At 75.7% G+C, this 15423-nt stretch carries 15 protein-coding genes; 6 read left to right on the top strand and 9 right to left on the bottom strand.

Annotated features, from left to right (window positions below; all coding sequences use genetic code 11):
- The first annotated feature begins 5 nt into the window (after positions 1-5).
- Positions 6-2183 (top strand): 1,4-alpha-glucan branching protein GlgB, encoded by a 2178-nt coding sequence (gene glgB, locus O4J56_RS12640; protein ID WP_270685933.1) that lies wholly within the window; start codon positions 6-8, stop codon positions 2181-2183.
- 104 nt (positions 2184-2287) lie between these two features.
- Positions 2288-3358, top strand: coding sequence for a DUF418 domain-containing protein (locus O4J56_RS12635; RefSeq protein WP_270685932.1), 1071 nt, complete (start codon positions 2288-2290; stop codon positions 3356-3358).
- Here O4J56_RS12635 and O4J56_RS12630 read toward each other — a convergent pair.
- Positions 3273-3995 (bottom strand): hypothetical protein, encoded by a 723-nt coding sequence (locus O4J56_RS12630; RefSeq protein ID WP_270685931.1) that lies wholly within the window; start codon positions 3993-3995, stop codon positions 3273-3275. The genes O4J56_RS12635 and O4J56_RS12630 overlap by 86 nt on opposite strands.
- Positions 3996-4074: 79 nt before the next feature.
- On the opposite strand from O4J56_RS12630, the gene sppA reads away from it, so the two are divergent.
- A complete protein-coding gene (gene sppA / locus O4J56_RS12625) occupies positions 4075-5781 on the top strand; it encodes a signal peptide peptidase SppA (RefSeq protein WP_270685930.1) in 1707 nt (568 codons plus the stop codon).
- Between the two features lie 32 nt (positions 5782-5813).
- Positions 5814-6281: a flavin reductase family protein gene (locus O4J56_RS12620; RefSeq protein ID WP_270685959.1), complete on the top strand. Its 468-nt coding sequence runs from the start codon at positions 5814-5816 to the stop codon at positions 6279-6281.
- A gap of 163 nt (positions 6282-6444) precedes the next feature.
- On the opposite strand, the gene O4J56_RS12615 is transcribed toward O4J56_RS12620, so the two are convergent.
- From O4J56_RS12615 to O4J56_RS12590, 6 genes are read right to left on the bottom strand one after another with little or no spacing between them, the layout of a single operon-like run.
- Complete coding sequence (locus O4J56_RS12615; RefSeq protein WP_270685929.1) at positions 6445-7365, bottom strand: ABC transporter substrate-binding protein; 921 nt, start codon at positions 7363-7365, stop codon at positions 6445-6447.
- A gap of 24 nt (positions 7366-7389) precedes the next feature.
- On the bottom strand, positions 7390-8073 hold the full coding sequence (locus O4J56_RS12610; RefSeq protein ID WP_270685928.1) for an ABC transporter permease: 684 nt from the start codon (positions 8071-8073) through the stop codon (positions 7390-7392).
- Positions 8070-8738 carry an ABC transporter permease gene (locus O4J56_RS12605; RefSeq protein ID WP_270685927.1) on the bottom strand — a complete coding sequence of 223 codons (669 nt, stop codon included), beginning with the start codon at positions 8736-8738 and terminating at the stop codon, positions 8070-8072. The genes O4J56_RS12610 and O4J56_RS12605 overlap by 4 nt, the downstream gene beginning before the upstream one ends.
- The gene (locus O4J56_RS12600; RefSeq protein WP_270685926.1) at positions 8731-9846 is read right to left on the bottom strand and encodes an ABC transporter ATP-binding protein; all 1116 of its coding nucleotides are present in this window, start codon (positions 9844-9846) and stop codon (positions 8731-8733) included. The genes O4J56_RS12605 and O4J56_RS12600 overlap by 8 nt, the downstream gene beginning before the upstream one ends.
- 7 nt (positions 9847-9853) lie before the next feature.
- Entirely contained in the window at positions 9854-10504 is a 651-nt protein-coding gene (locus O4J56_RS12595; protein ID WP_270685958.1) for an HAD family hydrolase, read from the bottom strand.
- Between the two features lie 16 nt (positions 10505-10520).
- Positions 10521-11243 (bottom strand): NUDIX hydrolase, encoded by a 723-nt coding sequence (locus O4J56_RS12590; protein WP_270685925.1) that lies wholly within the window; start codon positions 11241-11243, stop codon positions 10521-10523.
- Positions 11244-11314: 71 nt separating this feature from the next.
- Here O4J56_RS12590 and nadA point away from each other — a divergent pair, with 71 nt between their 5' ends.
- On the top strand, positions 11315-12295 hold the full coding sequence (gene nadA / locus O4J56_RS12585; RefSeq protein WP_270685924.1) for a quinolinate synthase NadA: 981 nt from the start codon (positions 11315-11317) through the stop codon (positions 12293-12295).
- An 83-nt stretch (positions 12296-12378) separates the two neighbouring features.
- Complete coding sequence (locus O4J56_RS12580) at positions 12379-13620, top strand: RNA polymerase sigma factor (RefSeq protein ID WP_270685923.1); 1242 nt, start codon at positions 12379-12381, stop codon at positions 13618-13620.
- 9 nt (positions 13621-13629) lie between these two features.
- On the opposite strand, the gene O4J56_RS12575 is transcribed toward O4J56_RS12580, so the two are convergent.
- Positions 13630-14742 (bottom strand): steroid 3-ketoacyl-CoA thiolase, encoded by a 1113-nt coding sequence (locus O4J56_RS12575; protein ID WP_270685922.1) that lies wholly within the window; start codon positions 14740-14742, stop codon positions 13630-13632.
- 22 nt (positions 14743-14764) lie between these two features.
- Positions 14765-15352, bottom strand: a complete 588-nt coding sequence (locus O4J56_RS12570) for a TetR family transcriptional regulator (RefSeq protein ID WP_270685921.1) — start codon at positions 15350-15352, stop codon at positions 14765-14767.
- Positions 15353-15423: the final 71 nt, after the last annotated feature.

Here is a 15423-nt window from a genome sequence, read left to right as displayed (position 1 = left end):
CCCCATTGACACCCGACCCCGCCGAGGTCGGCCGACTCACCGCCGGCCGCCACCACGACCCGCACGCGCTCCTGGGCGCCCACCCCGACGGCGCCGGGAACGTGGCGCTGCGGGCGCTGCGCCCGCTCGCCCGCACCGTGCACGCCGTCCTGCCGGACGGGTCCCGGGTGCCCATGGAGCACGCCCACGGCGGCGTGTTCACCGCCCGGGTCCCCGCCTCCGCGCTGCCCGCGGGCCCACCCGAGTACCGCATCGCCTGCACCTACACCGAGGGCGGGCCCGAGACCGTCGCCGACGACCCCTACCGGCACCCGCCCACGCTCGGCGACCTGGACCTGCACCTGATCTCCGAGGGGCGGCACGAGGAGCTGTGGCGGGCGCTGGGCGCCCACCCCGGCCCCGACGGCACCGCCTTCGCCGTGTGGGCGCCCGGCGCCCGGGGCGTGCAGCTCATCGGCGACTTCAACCACTGGGACGGCACCGCCCACCCGATGCGCTCGCTGGGCTCCAGCGGCGTGTGGGAGCTGTTCGTCCCCGGGGTGGGCCCCGGCGCGCTGTACAAGTTCCGGGTGCACGGGCGCGACGGCGGCGTGTGCGACAAGGCCGACCCGATGGCCTTCGCCGCCCAGCACCCGCCCGAGACCGCCTCCGTCGTGCACGCCTCCGCCCACACCTGGTCCGACGACGCCTGGATGAACGAGCGCAAGGCCCGCGACCACACCCGCGAGCCGATGAGCGTCTACGAGGTGCACCTGCCCTCCTGGCGCCCCGGCCTGGGATACGCCGAGCTCGCCGCCGAACTCGTCGAGCACGTGCGCGCCCGCGGCTTCACCCACGTGGAGTTCCTGCCCGTGGCCGAGCACCCCTTCGGCGGCTCCTGGGGCTACCAGGTCACCTCCTACTTCGCGCCCACCGCACGGCTCGGCTCCCCCGACGGGTTCCGCCGCCTCGTCGACGAGCTGCACCGGGCCGGGATCGGGGTGCTGCTGGACTGGGTGCCCGCGCACTTCCCCAAGGACGCCTGGGCGCTGGCCCGCTTCGACGGCTCGCCCACCTACGAGCACCCCGACCCGCGCCGCGGCGAGCACCCCGACTGGGGCAGCCTCGTCTTCGACTACGGCCGCACCGAGGTGCGCAACTTCCTCATCGCCAACGCCCTGTTCTGGCTGGAGGAGTTCCACATCGACGGGCTGCGGGTGGACGCCGTGGCCTCCATGGTCTACCTGGACTACTCCCGCGGCTCCGGCGAGTGGGAGCCCAACGCCTTCGGCGGCCGGGAGAACCTGGAGGCGCTGGAGTTCCTGCGCGAGCTCAACACCGTCTGCCACCGGCGCAACCCCGGCATCATCATGGCCGCCGAGGAGTCCACCGCCTGGCCCGGGGTGACCCGCCCGGTCCACCACGGCGGGCTGGGGTTCGGCTTCAAGTGGAACATGGGCTGGATGCACGACACCCTGGAGTACCTCAAGCGGGACCCGGTGCACCGCGCCCACCACCACGGCGAGATCACCTTCTCGATGATCTACGCCTACAGCGAGAACTACATCCTGCCGCTCTCCCACGACGAGGTCGTGCACGGCAAGGCGTCCCTGCTGTACAAGCAGCCCGGGGACGAGTGGCGCCGGTTCGCCGGGCTGCGGGCCCTGTACGCCTACATGTGGGCCCACCCCGGCAAGAAGCTGCTGTTCATGGGCGGGGAGATCGGCCAGGGCGATGAGTGGTCGCACGAGGCCGGTGTGCAGTGGTGGCTGCTCGACCACGGCTTCCACCGGGGCGTGCAGGCGCTGGTGGACGAGCTCAACGGGCTCTACCTGGGACGCCCGGCCCTGTGGTCGCGCGACTGCGAGCCCGAGGGCTTCCGGTGGATCGACGGCGGCGACGCCGAGGGCAACACCCTGGCCTTCCTGCGCTTCGGCGACGACGGGCGGCCCCTGGCCTGCCTGGTGAACTTCGCGGCCGTCCCGCACGAGGGGCGCCGCGTCGGGCTGCCCGAGCCGGGGCCCTGGCAGGTGCTGCTGGACACCGACGACGCGCGGTTCGGCGGCAGCGGGTTCCGCGGCGGCGCCGCCCGCGTCGAGGCCGCGCCCGAGCCCGCGCACGGCCTGCCCGCCTCGGCGGTGCTCGACCTGCCGCCGCTGGGCGTGCTCTGGCTCGAGCCGGCGAAGGCCGGGCGGCAGGGGTAGCCGAAAGGACGAGGGCGGATCCGGCCGGTCGGCCGATCCGCCGCCCCACCCGCGGACCGTACGTTCTCCCTGGTCGAAGTGGTTTTGACGAGAGGAGAAGCGCCGTGGCCGAACCGAGTCGGCGCATCGACGCCCTGGACGTGGTCCGCGGGTTCGCCCTGTGCGGGATCCTGACGGTGAACATCGGGCCCATCACTCAGATGGGCGCCGATGTGCTGGAGGCCCTGCCGCCCGGACAGGGCGTGCCCATGGCGGCGCCCGAGGCGTGGCTGGACATGCTCGTCGCCGAGCGCTTCTTCCCGATCTTCTCGTTCCTGTTCGGGATCGGGTTCGCGATCTTCCTGGAGTCGGCCGGGCGGCGGCACCCGCGGCCCCGGCTGCTCCTGGTGCGGCGCCTGGCCGCCCTGGGCGTGCTGGGCCTGGCCCACCAGCTGCTCCAGCCCGGGGAGGCGCTGACCCCGTACGCGGTGTTCGGGCTCGCGGTGCTGCTGCCCGCGAGCTACCTGCCCTCCTGGGCGGTGCTGGCCCTGGGCGCCGCCGGGACCGCCGTGCCCGCCGCCTTGGGACACGGCGGGACCATGCTCATCCCGGGGCTGTTCCTGCTGGGGCTGGCCGCGGCCCGGTACCGCCTCCCCCAGCGCCTCGACCGGCTGACCGGGTGGACCGCCCTGGCCTTCGGCCTGTTCGCCGCCGCGTCGGTCCCGGCCGCGCTGTGGCAGTACGGGCAGATCGAGAACTCGGGGTTCGCCGCCTCCAGCGCGGTGGCCGGGCTGCTCATGGCCGGGGCCTACGTCTGCGGCCTGGCCCTGCTGATGCGCACCCCGCTCGCCGGGGCGCTGCGCGCCGCCTTCGCCCCGCTCGGGCGCATGGCGCTGACCAACTACGTGACCGCCACGGTGGCCGTGCTCGCGGCGGGGTACCTGCTGGACTTCCGGGCCGGCTTCGCCTGGGGCGCCCTGTTCGCCCTGGCGGCCGGCGTGCTCGCCGCCCAGTGGGCGTTCTCCTCCCTGTGGCTGCGCGCCTTCCGCTACGGCCCGCTGGAGTGGGCCTGGCGCTGCGCCACCTGGTGGGAGGCGGTCCCGATCCGGGTCAGTCCTCCTTCTCCTCCTTCTTCTCTTCCTTCTTCTCCTCCTGCTTCTTCTGCTCCTCGGCCCGGGCCTTCTTGTACTCGGTGACGTCCATCGACGCGGCGACCTGGTCGTACACCGGACCGTAGGCCGGGTCGACCGCGGGCACGTACACCATCACGTCGCTCTCGGGCAGGAACCACATGCGCACCTCGAACGAGGCGCCGCCGTCGCACTCCACCTCCCAGACGCGGTGGTGCGACTTGAGCCCGTCGGCGTGCTCGGTCACCTCCGGCGGGCCGACGGCCAGCTCGGCCCCGCCGGGCTTCTGGCCCTCGCCCTCCGGGGCCCGGCAGGACGCGTCCCCGCCCTGCCAGCCGTCGGACTCGTTGAACGCGGTCCCCTTGGCCGGCCAGTCCCGGCCGTTGCGCTCGGCCGCCTTGGGGTAGACCTGCACCGACCCGTAGCCGCAGTCCCCGCCCTCCGGCGGGTCCAGGCACACGCGCCCGCCGCCCTCCGAGCGCGACCAGCCCTCGGGCATGCCGATCGCCACGCCCTCGAAGGACGTCCCGGACAGGGAGGCCGACGCCGCGGGGACCGCGCCCGTGTAGGCGTCCTCCACCGACGGGGCCCCGCCCGCGCCGTCGCCGCCACCGTCGCCGCCGTCACCGCCGCCGCACCCGGCGGCGAGCAGGAGCAGCCCCGCGGCCGCCGCGGCGGCCTTGAGCCCCAACGCCTCGGACATCGGTCCCTTCCTCCAAGCCGGCGCCGATCCGCCCCGGATCGGCCCTCCGACGATAGCCGACCGCCACTACCCTGTGGGCATGGCGGACCTTCCCGAGCTCATCGCCCCACTGGCCGACCTGCGGCGCAGGCGCACCGCACCGCTGGTCCTCGAACTGGACCTGACCGAAGGGACCACCGACGAACCCCCGGGCCCGCCGCTGGCCCAGGTGCTCACCCGCCGCCGCGAGCGGCTCACCGACATCGTGGAGGGGCTGCGCCGCGGCGCCCGCGACCCGCGCGTGGGCGGCGTGCTGGCCAAGATCGGCGGCGCCCCCGCCGGGCTCGCCGCCGTCCAGCAGATCCGCGACGCCGTCGCCGACTTCCGGGCCTCCGGCAAGCCGGCCGTGGCCTGGAGCGAGTCCATCGGCGACTTCGGCCCCGGCACCGTCGGCTACTACCTGGCGGCCGCCTTCGGCACGATCGCCCTGGCCCCCACCGGCACCGTGGGGCTGACCGGCCTGGCCCTGAACGCGCTCTTCCTGCGCGGCGCCTTCGACAAGGCCGGGGTGCGCCCCGAGACCGCCGCCCGGCACGAGTACAAGACCGCGGTCAACACCTTCACCGAGCACGGCTACACCGCCGCCCACCGGGCGGCCGCCGAGGGCCTGCTGGAGTCGCTGTCGGGGCAGGTGCGCGAGGGCATCGCCGCCGACCGCGGCCTGGAGCCCGGGCGGATCGCCGAGCTGGCCGCCCGCGCCCCGCTCACCGCGGCCGAGGCGCTGGAGGCCGGGCTGGTGGACCGGCTCGCCTACCGCGACGAGGTCTACTCCGACCTGCTGGAGCAGGTCCGGAGCGGCGGCACCGCGCCGGTGCTGCGCTTCGTCTCGCGCTACAACCGGCACCGCGCCGCCGCCGAGCACCTGGGCCCACGCCCCGGGCACGGCCAGATCGCGCTGGTCGGCCTGCACGGGCAGATCCACTCGGGCCACTCCCGCCGCTCGCCCACCGGGCGCACCACCGCCGGGGCCGAGACCGTCTCGGCCGCGCTGCGCGCCGCCCGCCGCGACCCCTCGGTGCGCGCCGTGGTGCTGCGGGTGGACAGCCCCGGCGGCTCCCACTCGGCCTCCGACACGGTCCACCGCGAGGTGCGGCTCACCGGCGAGGCGGGCAAGCCCGTGGTGGTGTCCATGGGCGACGTGGCCGCCTCCGGCGGGTACTACGTCTCCCTCGGCGCCGACCGCATCGTCGCCCAGCCCGGCACGGTCACCGGCTCCATCGGGGTGTTCATCGCCAAGCCCGACGCCCAGGGGCTGCTGGAGCGCCTGGGCATCGGGTACGGGACCGTCGACAGCGACCCGCACGCCGGGATGTTCTCCACCGCCCGCCCCTTCACCGATTCGGAGTGGGAGCGCGTCGACGCCCTGCTCGACGCGGTCTACGCCGACTTCACCGACAAGGTGGCGCGCGCCCGCGGCCTGGCCGCCGAGCAGGTCGACGCCCTGGCCCGCGGCCGGGTGTGGTCCGGCGCCCAGGCGCACGAGCGGGGCCTGGTGGACGCCCTGGGCGGGCTGGAGGCCGCGGTGCGGCTGGCCCGCTCGCTGGCCGGGGCGCCGCACGCGCCGCTGCGCCCCTTCCCGCGCACGAGCCCGCTCGACCGGATCCGCCCCGCCGAGTCCAGCGAGGAGCGCGCCGCCGCGGCCCGCACCCGGCTGGACGCCTGGGGGCCGCTGGCCGAGCTGTCGGCGCGCGCCGGGCTGCCCGCCGCCGGCCCGCTGGTGCTGCCGGGCGACTGGGAGGTGCGGTGAGCGCCCCCGCCCCCGGCGCCTTCACCGAGGCCATGGCGGCCCTGCCCACCGGGGTGGCGGTGGTGGCGGTGCGCGACGGGCGCGACGACGTCGGCAGCACCGTCAGCGCCCTGTGCTCCATCTCGGCCGACCCGCCGGTGGTCATGCTCAGCGTCATCGCCGACGGGTACCTGCGCGAGGTGATCGACCGGCAGGGCGCCTTCGCGGTCAGCGTGCTCGGCGCCGGGCACCGCGCCATCGCCGGGCGGTTCTCCGCCGAGGGGCGGCCCAGCGCCCGGCTGCTGCTGGCCGCCGAGCCGCACGACCGCGGCGAGGCGACCGGGGCGCTGGTGCTCACCGGGGCCCTGGCGGCGCTGGAGTGCTCGGTCGAGCGGAGCCTGGAGGTGGGCGACCACGCCGTCTACTTCGCCGCGGTCACCGGCCTGCCGCGGGTGGACGGCGGGCGCGGCGGGGCCCACCCGCTCGTGCGCTTCGAGGGCCGGTACCGCACCCTGCGGTGAGCGAAACTCTCTAGAGAGGTCGCGGGAGACTACCCTCCGGGCACACCCCTGTACGGGCGGCGCCAGTTCACACGGCGCCGCCCGGGGGGTGCAATGGGCGCATGGACGGCTTCTACACGGTACTCGGAATCCTGGTGGCCGGACTGATCCTGGCCATGATCCTCTAGTCGAGCCCCGCCTCGGCGAGCCAGTCGGCCGCCACGGCGTCGGCGCTCTCGTGCTCGACCCCGACCCGCTCGTTCATCTTCACCAGGTCCTCGGTGGTCAGCTCCGCCGAGACCCGGTTCAGGACCTCGCGCGCCTCGCGGGGCACCGAGGCGTCGTGGATCAGCGGCACCACGTTCTGCGCGCCGAACAGGTTCTCCGGGTCCTCCAGGGTCACGAACCCCTCGGAGGCGATCGCCGGGTCGGTGGTGAACAGGTTGGCCGCCTGCACGTCCCCGTCCGACAGGGCGGTGGGCACCAGCGCCGGGTCCAGCGAGCTGAACCCGCCGAACTCCACCCCGTAGACCTCCTTGAGGCCGGGCAGCCCCTGCGGGCGCGTCTCGAACTCCGGCGGCCCGCCGATCTCCATGTCCCCCGCGACGTCCTTGAGGTCCCCGATCTCGGTCAGGCCCTCCTCGTCGGCGGTCTCCTTGGTGACCGTCACCGAGTCCTTGTTCTCCGCCGGGGAGGCGTCCAGGATGCTCAGCCCCTCGGGCAGCTCCTCGGCCGCCCGCGCGCTGGTCTCCTCGGTCGAGCCGGACTCGGCCTCGGGGTCCAGGTAGAGCAGGATGCCGCCGTTGTACTCGGGCAGCACCGAGATGGCGCCCGACTCCACCTGGTCGTAGTAGACCTCGCGGCTGCCGATGTTGAGCTTGGTCTCCACCTCGCTGCCGGCCGCCTCCAGGGCCTGGGCATAGATTTCGGCCAGCAGGGCCGACTCGGGGAAGTCCGCCGAGCCGACGGTGATCACCCCGGAAGCGCCGCCCCCGCCGCCGTCGGCGTAGGGGTCCTCGCCGCCGCAGGCCGCGGCGGCCAGCGCCACCGCCCCGGCGGCCGCCGCGGCCGCCCCCGCTCTCAGGCCCTCGCTCATCGTGCGCATCGTCCCAACTCCCTCGAACCTCGACTACTCCCGGGCCGCGGCCTCCCGGGCGCGCAGCCCGGGGGCCACCGCCAGGCGGCGCAGCAGCCAGAAGAACACCAGCACGAGCACCGCCATCAGCGCCACCAGCAGCGACCCCCCGGCCACCATGCCGAACTCCTGGCGGTTCTGCCCGTCGAAGATGAACCGCCCCAGGCCGCCCACGCCCACGTAGGCGGCGATGGTGGCGGTGGAGACCACCTGCACCGCGGCGGTGCGCAGCCCCAGCAGCACCATCGGCAGCGCCACCGGCAGCTCCAGGCGCAGCAGCACCTGGGCGCCGCGCATGCCCATCCCGGCGGCGGCGTCGCGCAGGCCGGGGTCGACCGCGCGCACCCCCTCGTAGGTGTTCACCAGGATCGGCGGCACCGCCAGGATCACCAGCGCCACCTGCACCGGCACCAGGCCGATCCCCATCGCCAGCACCACCAGGAACATCACGCCGATGGTGGGCAGCGCGCGGGCGGCGTTGGCCAGGCCCAGCGCGAGCAGCCCGCCCCGGCCGGTGTGCCCGGTGGCCAGCCCCAGCGGCACCGCGATCGCGGCGGCCATCGCCATGGCCGCGGCCGAGTAGGCGGTGTGCTCGGCGAAGCGGGCGGGGATGCCGCCGGGTCCGGACCAGTTGGCCGGGTCGGCGAACCAGGCGGCGACCAGGTCGTAGATGCTCACCGGACCCCCTTGCTCCCGCGGCGCGGCGCCCACGGGGTGAGCAGCCGCTGGGCCAGCACCAGCAGCCCGTCGACGGCGAAGGCCAGGACCGCGGTCAGCACCACGCCCACGATGATGGGGGTGGCGAAGCGGTTGTTGAACCCCTCCCGCAGGATCAGCGCGCCCAGGCCGCCCAGCCCCACCATGGAGGCGACGCTGACCATGCTGATGGTGGCCACCGAGGCCACCCGCAGCCCGGCGATCACCGCGGGCACCGCCACCGGCAGCTCCACCAGCACCAGGCGGCGCAGCGGGCCGAAGCCCATCGCGGTGGCGGCCTGGCGCACGTGTCCGGGCACCTGGTCCAGCCCGTCGACGATGTTGGGCACCAGGATCGCCAGGGTGTACAGGGCCAGCGGCAGCACCGCGGTCCAGATGGTCAGCCCGGTGTAGGGCAGCAGCAGGAAGAACAGCGCGATCGAGGGCAGCGCGTAGAGCACGTTGACCCCGGTGAGCAGCGGCGGGTACAGCCGCCGCCACCGGGCGGCGGCCACCCCCAGCGGCAGCGCCGCCAGCAGTCCCAGCGCGATGGGGATCAGGGAGAGCTGGAGGTGCTGGAGCACGGCGGTGCCGATCGGGTCCTCCAGGCCGCGGGCGATCCAGTCCCAGCGGATCGCCTCACCCATGGTCCCCCCAGATCGCCGCCGCCAGGTCCGCCTGGGAGACCACGCCGACCACCGCGCCGCCGGGGTCCACCCCCACGGCCCGCCCGGCCGGGGAGAGCATCGCGGCGTCCAGGGCGGCCCGCAGCGAGTCGGCCTCCACGTGGAAGATGTGGCCGTAGCCCTCCAGCTCCAGGGACTCCAGGGGCCGGTCGGGGTCGGCGGCGGCCGCGCGCTCGGCCGACAGCCACCCCAGCGGGGCCCGGTCGGCGCCGGTGACCAGCAGCCACGGCTCCCCGGTGGAGGCGGCGGTGCGCGCGGCCGCGCCCGCGGTCCGGCCGCCGTCGAGCACCGCGTCGGTGTGCAGGTCCAGCCGGGAGGCGGGGAAGAAGGACAGCCGCCGCACGCCCCGGTCGTAGCCGACGAACCCCTCCACGAAGGCGTCCACCGGTTCGGCGAGCAGCCGCTCGGGGGTGTCGTACTGGGCCAGCACCCCGCCGGGGCGGAACACGGCGATGCCGTCGCCGAGCCGGACCGCCTCGTCGATGTCGTGCGTGACGAACAGCACCGTCTTGTGCAGCTCGGACTGCAGCCGCAGCAGCTCCTCCTGCAGGCCCGCCCGGACCACCGGGTCGACCGCGCTGAACGGCTCGTCCATCAGCAGCACCGGCGGGTCGGCCGCCAGCGCCCGGGCCACCCCCACCCGCTGCTGCTGGCCGCCGGAGAGCTGGTGCGGGTAGCGCCGCCCCTGCGCGGCCTCCAGCCCCACCAGCTCCAGCAGCTCGGCGGCGCGGGAGCGGGCGCGGCGGCGGCCCCAGCCCAGCAGCAGCGGCACGGTGGCGATGTTGTCCAGCACGGTGCGGTGCGGGAACAGCCCGGCCTGCTGGATGACGTAGCCGATGGAGCGGCGCAGCAGCGCCGGGTCGCGCTCGCGCACGTCGGTGCCGTCGATGAGCACCCGCCCGCCGGTCGGCTCCACCAGCCGGTTGACGGTCCGCAGCGCGGTGGTCTTGCCGCTGCCCGAGGAGCCGACCAGCACCGTGGTGCGGCCGCTGGGGGCCTGCAGGTCCAGCCCGTCCAGGGCGACGGTGCCGTCGGGGTAGCGCTTGGTCACGCCCTCGAAGGTGATCATGCCGTCCTCAGCGGCGCCCGGCGATCCAGGCGGGGATGTCGGTCAGGGAGTCGGCGACCAGGTCGGCGCGCTTGGCGTCGGGGTCGTCGGCGTGCAGGTAGCCCTGCATGCCGCGGCGCAGCAGCACCGTGGCCATCCCGGCGGCGCGCGCCGGGAGCACGTCGTTGTCGAGCCGGTCGCCCACGTAGGCGATCTCCCCGGGGGCGGCGCCGACCTCGCGCACCACCCGCTCGAAGAAGGCGGGGTCGGGCTTCTCCAGCCCCCACTCCTCGGACACGTGCACCGCGTCCACCGGCAGGTCCATGGCCTCCAGCGCCGCGCGCGCCTGCGCCGGCTGGTTGCCCGCCACCACCACGCCCAGCCCCATCGCGCGCAGCTCGGCCAGGGCCGGGCGCACGTCCGGGTACAGGTCGTGCTCGTCGAACCCGTCGGCGAGGGTGCCCGGGTCCTCGGCCCTCCAGGCCGCGACCTCCTCCTCCAGCCGGAAGCCGGGCTTGACCAGCCGGAAGGCGTCCATCAGCGGGCGCCCGCGGGCCATCACCCCGCCCATCAGGCCGAAGAAGGCCAGGCGCGGGACGCCGAGGCGGTCGGCCCAGCGCGCGAAGATGCGCGTCTCGTCGACCAGCGTCTCCCCGACGTCGAAGACCACACTCCTCAATCTCACGGTCAGGACGCTAGCACGGAGGCCGCTGGTCCGGTCGGGCCGCGCCGGGCGGCCGGAGCACGGCGAAGGCGTCGGTCACCTCCAGCCGCGGGGCCCGGAACCGGAAGAGCGCCGCCGGGCGGCCGCCGGACCGGCCGGAGGGCACCGACCGGCCGGTCTCCTCGATCTGGCCCCGGCGCAGCAGCACCCGGCGCAGGTTGGTGGCGGCCACGTCGTGCCCCAGCGCCGCCCGGTAGTACCCGGACAGCTCGGACATGGTGAACTCGGGCGGGGCCAGCGCGAAGCCGATATTGGTGTAGGAGAGCTTGGCGCGCAGCCGGCGGCGCGCCGAGTGCACGATCGCCGCGTGGTCGTACCCCATGGGCGGCAGGTCCGAGGCGGGGTGCCAGGCGGTGTCGGCGGGCACCACCGGCTCGATGTGCGCGGGCACCAGCCCCAGGTAGGCGGTGGCCAGGGTGCGCCCGCCCGGGCACCGGTCCGGCGCCCCGCGGGTCTCCAGCTGCTCCAGGTGGGCCAGGTCGCGCACGTCCACCTTCTGGGCGAGCTGGCGCCGGATGGACTCGCCCAGCCCCTCGTCGCCGCCCAGCCGCCCGCCCGGCAGCACCCAGGCGCCCTCGAACGGCGGGCGGGCGCGGCGCCACAGCAGCACGCTCAGCCGCCCCGACCGGATCTGCACCACCGCGGCCAGGACCTCGTGCCCGGCCTTCTCCGCCGTCCCCGCTGCGTCCTCCATGGCCCCCCATGTTAGGCTTTTTCGAGTTTTTGCCTACAAGTCAAAAACCCGTTCCGAAGGAAGAACCGGCCATGGCCACCGTCAACGCAAGCCAGACCTGGGCCGCCGAGGTCCGCCGCCTCGCCGACGAGCGCGGCGCGGTCATCCTCGCCCACAACTACCAGCGCCCCGAGATCCAGGACGTCGCCGACCACACCGGCGACTCGCTGGCCCTGTCCCGCCTGGCCGCCCGCGTGGAGGCCGACACCATCGTCTTCTGCGGCGTCCACTTCATGGCCGAGACGGCCAAGATCCTGGCCCCCGACAAGACCGTGCTGCTGCCCGAGCCGAAGGCGGGCTGCTCGCTGGCCGACACCATCTCCGCCGAGGACGTGCGCGCCTGGAAGGCCGAGCACCCGGGCGCCGTGGTCGTCGCCTACGTCAACACCACCGCCGCGGTGAAGGCCGAGACCGACATCTGCTGCACCTCCTCCAACGCCGCGGACGTGATCCGGTCCGTCCCCGAGGACACCGAGATCCTCTTCCTCCCGGACCAGTTCCTGGGCGCCCACGTCAAGCGGGTCACCGGGCGGGAGAACATCCACGTGTGGATGGGCGAGTGCCACGTGCACGCCGGGATCGACGGCGCGGCCCTGCGCGAGCGCGCCGCGGCCGAGCCCGACGCCGAGCTGTACGTGCACCCCGAGTGCGGCTGCGCCACCTCCGCGCTCTACCTGGTCGGCGAGGGCACCGTCCCGCAGGAGCGGGTCAAGGTCCTGTCCACCGGCGGCATGCTCGCCGCCGCCGAGAGCACCACCGCCGACAAGGTGCTCATCGCCACCGAGACCGGGATGCTGCACCAGCTGCGCGCCGCCAACCCGACCACCTCCTTCGAGCCGGTCAACCCGCGCGCCGAGTGCCACTACATGAAGATGATCACCGGCGAGAAGCTGCTGGAGTCGCTGCGCACCGGCAGCGGGGAGATCACCGTCGACGAGCGGACCGCCGAGCGGGCGCGCCGCTCGGTGGAGCGGATGATCGCCATCGGCACCCCCTCGCGCGGGGGCGAGTGAGATAACGGATTCCTCTCCTTGTCCCCGCACCCGGCCCATGGCCCCGGCCGGTGCGGGACCCTCGGGCACAGAGGGGAGGAGCGATGCCACCGCGCAGCGAACCGGCGGCGCTCTACGACGCGCACGCCGCCGAGCTGTACCGCTACTGCTGGACCCTGGTGGGACCGGACGCGGCCGGCGACGCCGTCCGCGAGGCGCTGACCGCCGCCGCCGTGCTGGAGTGCGCGGACGCCGAGGACCTGCGGCCCTGGCTGTTCGCCCTGGCCCGCACCGCCTGCCGGCTCGCCGGGTTCGCCCCCGGGCCGCCCTTCGAGGCGGTCCCCGCCGCCCCGGACGAGCGCCCGGCCCGCGCCATGTGGTGCCGCCTCCCGCCCAGCTACCGGGAGCTGCTGGAACTGCACCGCCGCCACGGCCTTGCCGCCGGGCAGATCGCCAAGATCCTCGGCCTGGACCCCGAGACCTGCGCCGAGCTGTGCCGCGCCGCCGGGAGGCGCGCCGCCGACCTGCTCGCCGAGGCGCTGGAGGAGGCCGGGCGCGGCGGCGGGGCCGCCGACCCCGACGCGGCCCTGGAGCTGCTCGAACCCCCCGGTCCGCCCGCCGGGCTGCGCGGGCGCGTCCTGCGCGCCTGCACCTCCCCCTCCGGCGCCGTCGAGCGGGAGGAGTCCGCCGCGCGGATGCGCCCGCTGGGCCACGACGGGTTCCCGCTGCACCGCCGCCGCGGCCCGCAGGCGCCGCCCGCCGCCGACGAGCGCCCCGAGGCGGCCGGTGCCGAGCCGCGCCCCACCTCCCTGCCCGGGGACCGCGTCACCACCGCCGACGTGCCCCTCCCCGCCGGCCCCGGGGACCCCGGCGCGGGGGACGACGGGCGCCACTGGCCCGGAGCGGCGGTCTCGGGCCTGGTCACCGTGGCCGTGGCGGTGCTGCTGTCCGCGGCGGCGTTCTGGCTCAACGGGCCCCGCACACTGACGCCCGACGGCACACCGCCCCCGGTCGCGGGGGACCGCTCCCCCGTCGCCGGGAGCGAGACCGGCCGGGAGGAGGCGACCGACACGGCGGTCGTCAGCCCCGGGGAGGCCCCGAGCCCCTCCTCCGGGGCGGCGCCTTCGGCCTCCCCGGCGCCCTCGGCGTCCGCGGCCCCGTCGCCGCCCGGAGCGTCCCCGGGGCCACCGGGCCCCACGGCCACCCCGGCACCCTCGGCGGAGCCGACGCAGCGCCCCACCTCCGACCCCGGCGCACCGACCGCGCCGCCGGACGGGGGCGACGGCGGCGGGGGCGACCCGGTGCTCGACTTCTTCGAGGACCTGGCCGACCTGCTCACCCCCTAGCCCCGCCCCCTAGACGCGCTCCAGCACCGCCCCGGACGCCAGCGCCCCGCCCGCGCACATGGTGACCAGCGCCGTCGCACCGTCCCGGCGCTCCAGCTCGTGCAGGGCGGTGGCCACCAGCCGGGCGCCGCTCGCCCCCACCGGGTGGCCGAGCGCGATCGCGCCCCCGTTGGGGTTGACCCGGCCGGTGTCGGCCCCGTGCACCTGCACCCAGGACAGCACCACCGCGGCGAAGGCCTCGTTCACCTCGGCCACGTCCAGGTCGGCCGGGGTCATCCCGGCGTCGCCGAGCACCTTCCCGGTGGCCCGCACCGGCCCGTCCAGGTGGAAGTGCGGCTCGGCGCCCACCAGGGCGTGCGCGCGCAGCCGCGCCCGCGGGCGCAGCCCCAGCTCGCGCGCCCGGCCGGCCGAGGCCAGCAGGACGGCGGCGGCGCCGTCGGAGATCTGCGAGCTGGTCCCGGCGGTGTGCAGGGCGCCCTCGCCCACCGGGCGCAGCGCCGCCAGCCCCTCGGGGGTCGTCTCCCGCAGGCCCTCATCGGTGTCCAGGCCCGGCACCGGCACCACCTCGCGGTCGAACCGCCCCTCGGCCCAGGCGCGGGCGGCCCGGGCCTGCGAGCGCACGCCCCAGGCGTCCAGGTCCGCGCGCCTCAGGCCGCGCCGGGCGGCGATCCGCTCGGCGGCGGTGAACTGGTCGGGCAGGTCCACGTCCCAGTCGGCGGGGCGGGGGTCGTCGGGGTGGACCGCCCGGCCCAGCGGGACCCGGCTCATCACCTCCACGCCGCAGGCCACGGCGGTGCGCACCGCGCCGCAGGCGATCATCGCCGCGGCCAGGTGCACCGCCTGCTGGCTGGAGGCGCACTGGGCGTCCAGCGTGGTCGCCCCCGTCTGCCAGGGCAGCCCCGCGTACAGCCAGGCGTGCCGGCCCACGTGGTTGCCCTGCTCCCCGGCCTGGGTGACGCACCCGGCGAAGACCTGGTCCACCTCGGCGGGGTCGGCCCCGGCCCGCTCCAGCACGGCGCGCTGGACGCGGCCGAGCAGCTCGACCGGCTTGGTCCCGGCGAGCGCGCCGCGCCGCCGGGCGATCGGAGTACGGACGGCTTCCACGATCACGGGCTCGGCCATGACCGCGAGACTATAACGTGTTCTACTCCTCGGAAAGGCCCGGCAGCAGCCGTTCGGCGGTCACGGTGAGCCGTTCGTGGACCTGTTCCACGTCCCGGTGGCCCTTGAGGACCTCCAGCAGTTCGAAGATCCACACGCTGGCCAGCGACCCGGCCAGCACGTAGGCGGGGGCGTCCCGGTCGGGCTCGCCGGCGTCCCCGTCCCGGCCCCCGTCCCCCGCCACCCGCCACAGCAGGTCGGTGATGCGCTGGCCCAGCTCGGTCTTGACCTCGGCCATGATCAGCGAGCGCACCAGCGCGTCGGCCAGCTCCGGCTCGCGCATGAGCCCGCGGGTGGCGCGCATCAGCACGTCCACCGCCCGCCCCGCCGCGGTCGGCGCCGCCGGGGGCCGCCGCTCGATGCTGGACTCCAGCAGGTCCAGCTCCTCGGTGACCACCGCCACCACCAGGTCCATCTTGGAGGGGAAGTAGCGGTACAGCGTGCCCAGCGCCACCCCGGCCCGCTCGGCCACGGTGCGCATCTGCATCGCCTCCACGCCGCCCCGCAGGGCCAGCGCGGCGGCCGTCTGCACGATGCGCCTGCGGCGCTGGTTCTGACTCCGCGACCGCATCCCTACCGGCGCCTGAACCGCCACGGTTCCCCTCCCCGCCTTCGTCCCCGAGCCTGTGCCGTCCACAAGAA

The organism is Nocardiopsis endophytica, assembly GCF_027706725.1.
In the GTDB taxonomy this organism is placed as follows: Bacteria; Actinomycetota; Actinomycetes; order Streptosporangiales; family Streptosporangiaceae; genus Nocardiopsis_A; species Nocardiopsis_A endophytica.
This window is presented reverse-complemented; position numbering and strand designations above follow the sequence as displayed.

Bases quoted from the DNA above. Each gene is read 5' to 3' on its own strand.
- O4J56_RS12630 (WP_270685931.1), bottom strand. From the start codon at position 3,995: ATGTCCGAGGCGTTGGGGCTCAAGGCCGCCGCGGCGGCCGCGGGGCTG.
- sppA (WP_270685930.1), top strand. From the start codon at position 4,075: ATGGCGGACCTTCCCGAGCTCATCGCCCCACTGGCCGACCTGCGGCGC.
- O4J56_RS12620 (WP_270685959.1), top strand. From the start codon at position 5,814: ATGGCGGCCCTGCCCACCGGGGTGGCGGTGGTGGCGGTGCGCGACGGG.
- O4J56_RS12615 (WP_270685929.1), bottom strand. From the start codon at position 7,365: ATGCGCACGATGAGCGAGGGCCTGAGAGCGGGGGCGGCCGCGGCGGCC.
- O4J56_RS12605 (WP_270685927.1), bottom strand. From the start codon at position 8,738: ATGGGTGAGGCGATCCGCTGGGACTGGATCGCCCGCGGCCTGGAGGAC.
- O4J56_RS12600 (WP_270685926.1), bottom strand. From the start codon at position 9,846: ATGATCACCTTCGAGGGCGTGACCAAGCGCTACCCCGACGGCACCGTC.
- O4J56_RS12590 (WP_270685925.1), bottom strand. From the start codon at position 11,243: ATGGAGGACGCAGCGGGGACGGCGGAGAAGGCCGGGCACGAGGTCCTG.
- nadA (WP_270685924.1), top strand. From the start codon at position 11,315: ATGGCCACCGTCAACGCAAGCCAGACCTGGGCCGCCGAGGTCCGCCGC.
- O4J56_RS12580 (WP_270685923.1), top strand. From the start codon at position 12,379: ATGCCACCGCGCAGCGAACCGGCGGCGCTCTACGACGCGCACGCCGCC.
- O4J56_RS12575 (WP_270685922.1), bottom strand. From the start codon at position 14,742: ATGGCCGAGCCCGTGATCGTGGAAGCCGTCCGTACTCCGATCGCCCGG.
- O4J56_RS12570 (WP_270685921.1), bottom strand. From the start codon at position 15,352: ATGCGGTCGCGGAGTCAGAACCAGCGCCGCAGGCGCATCGTGCAGACG.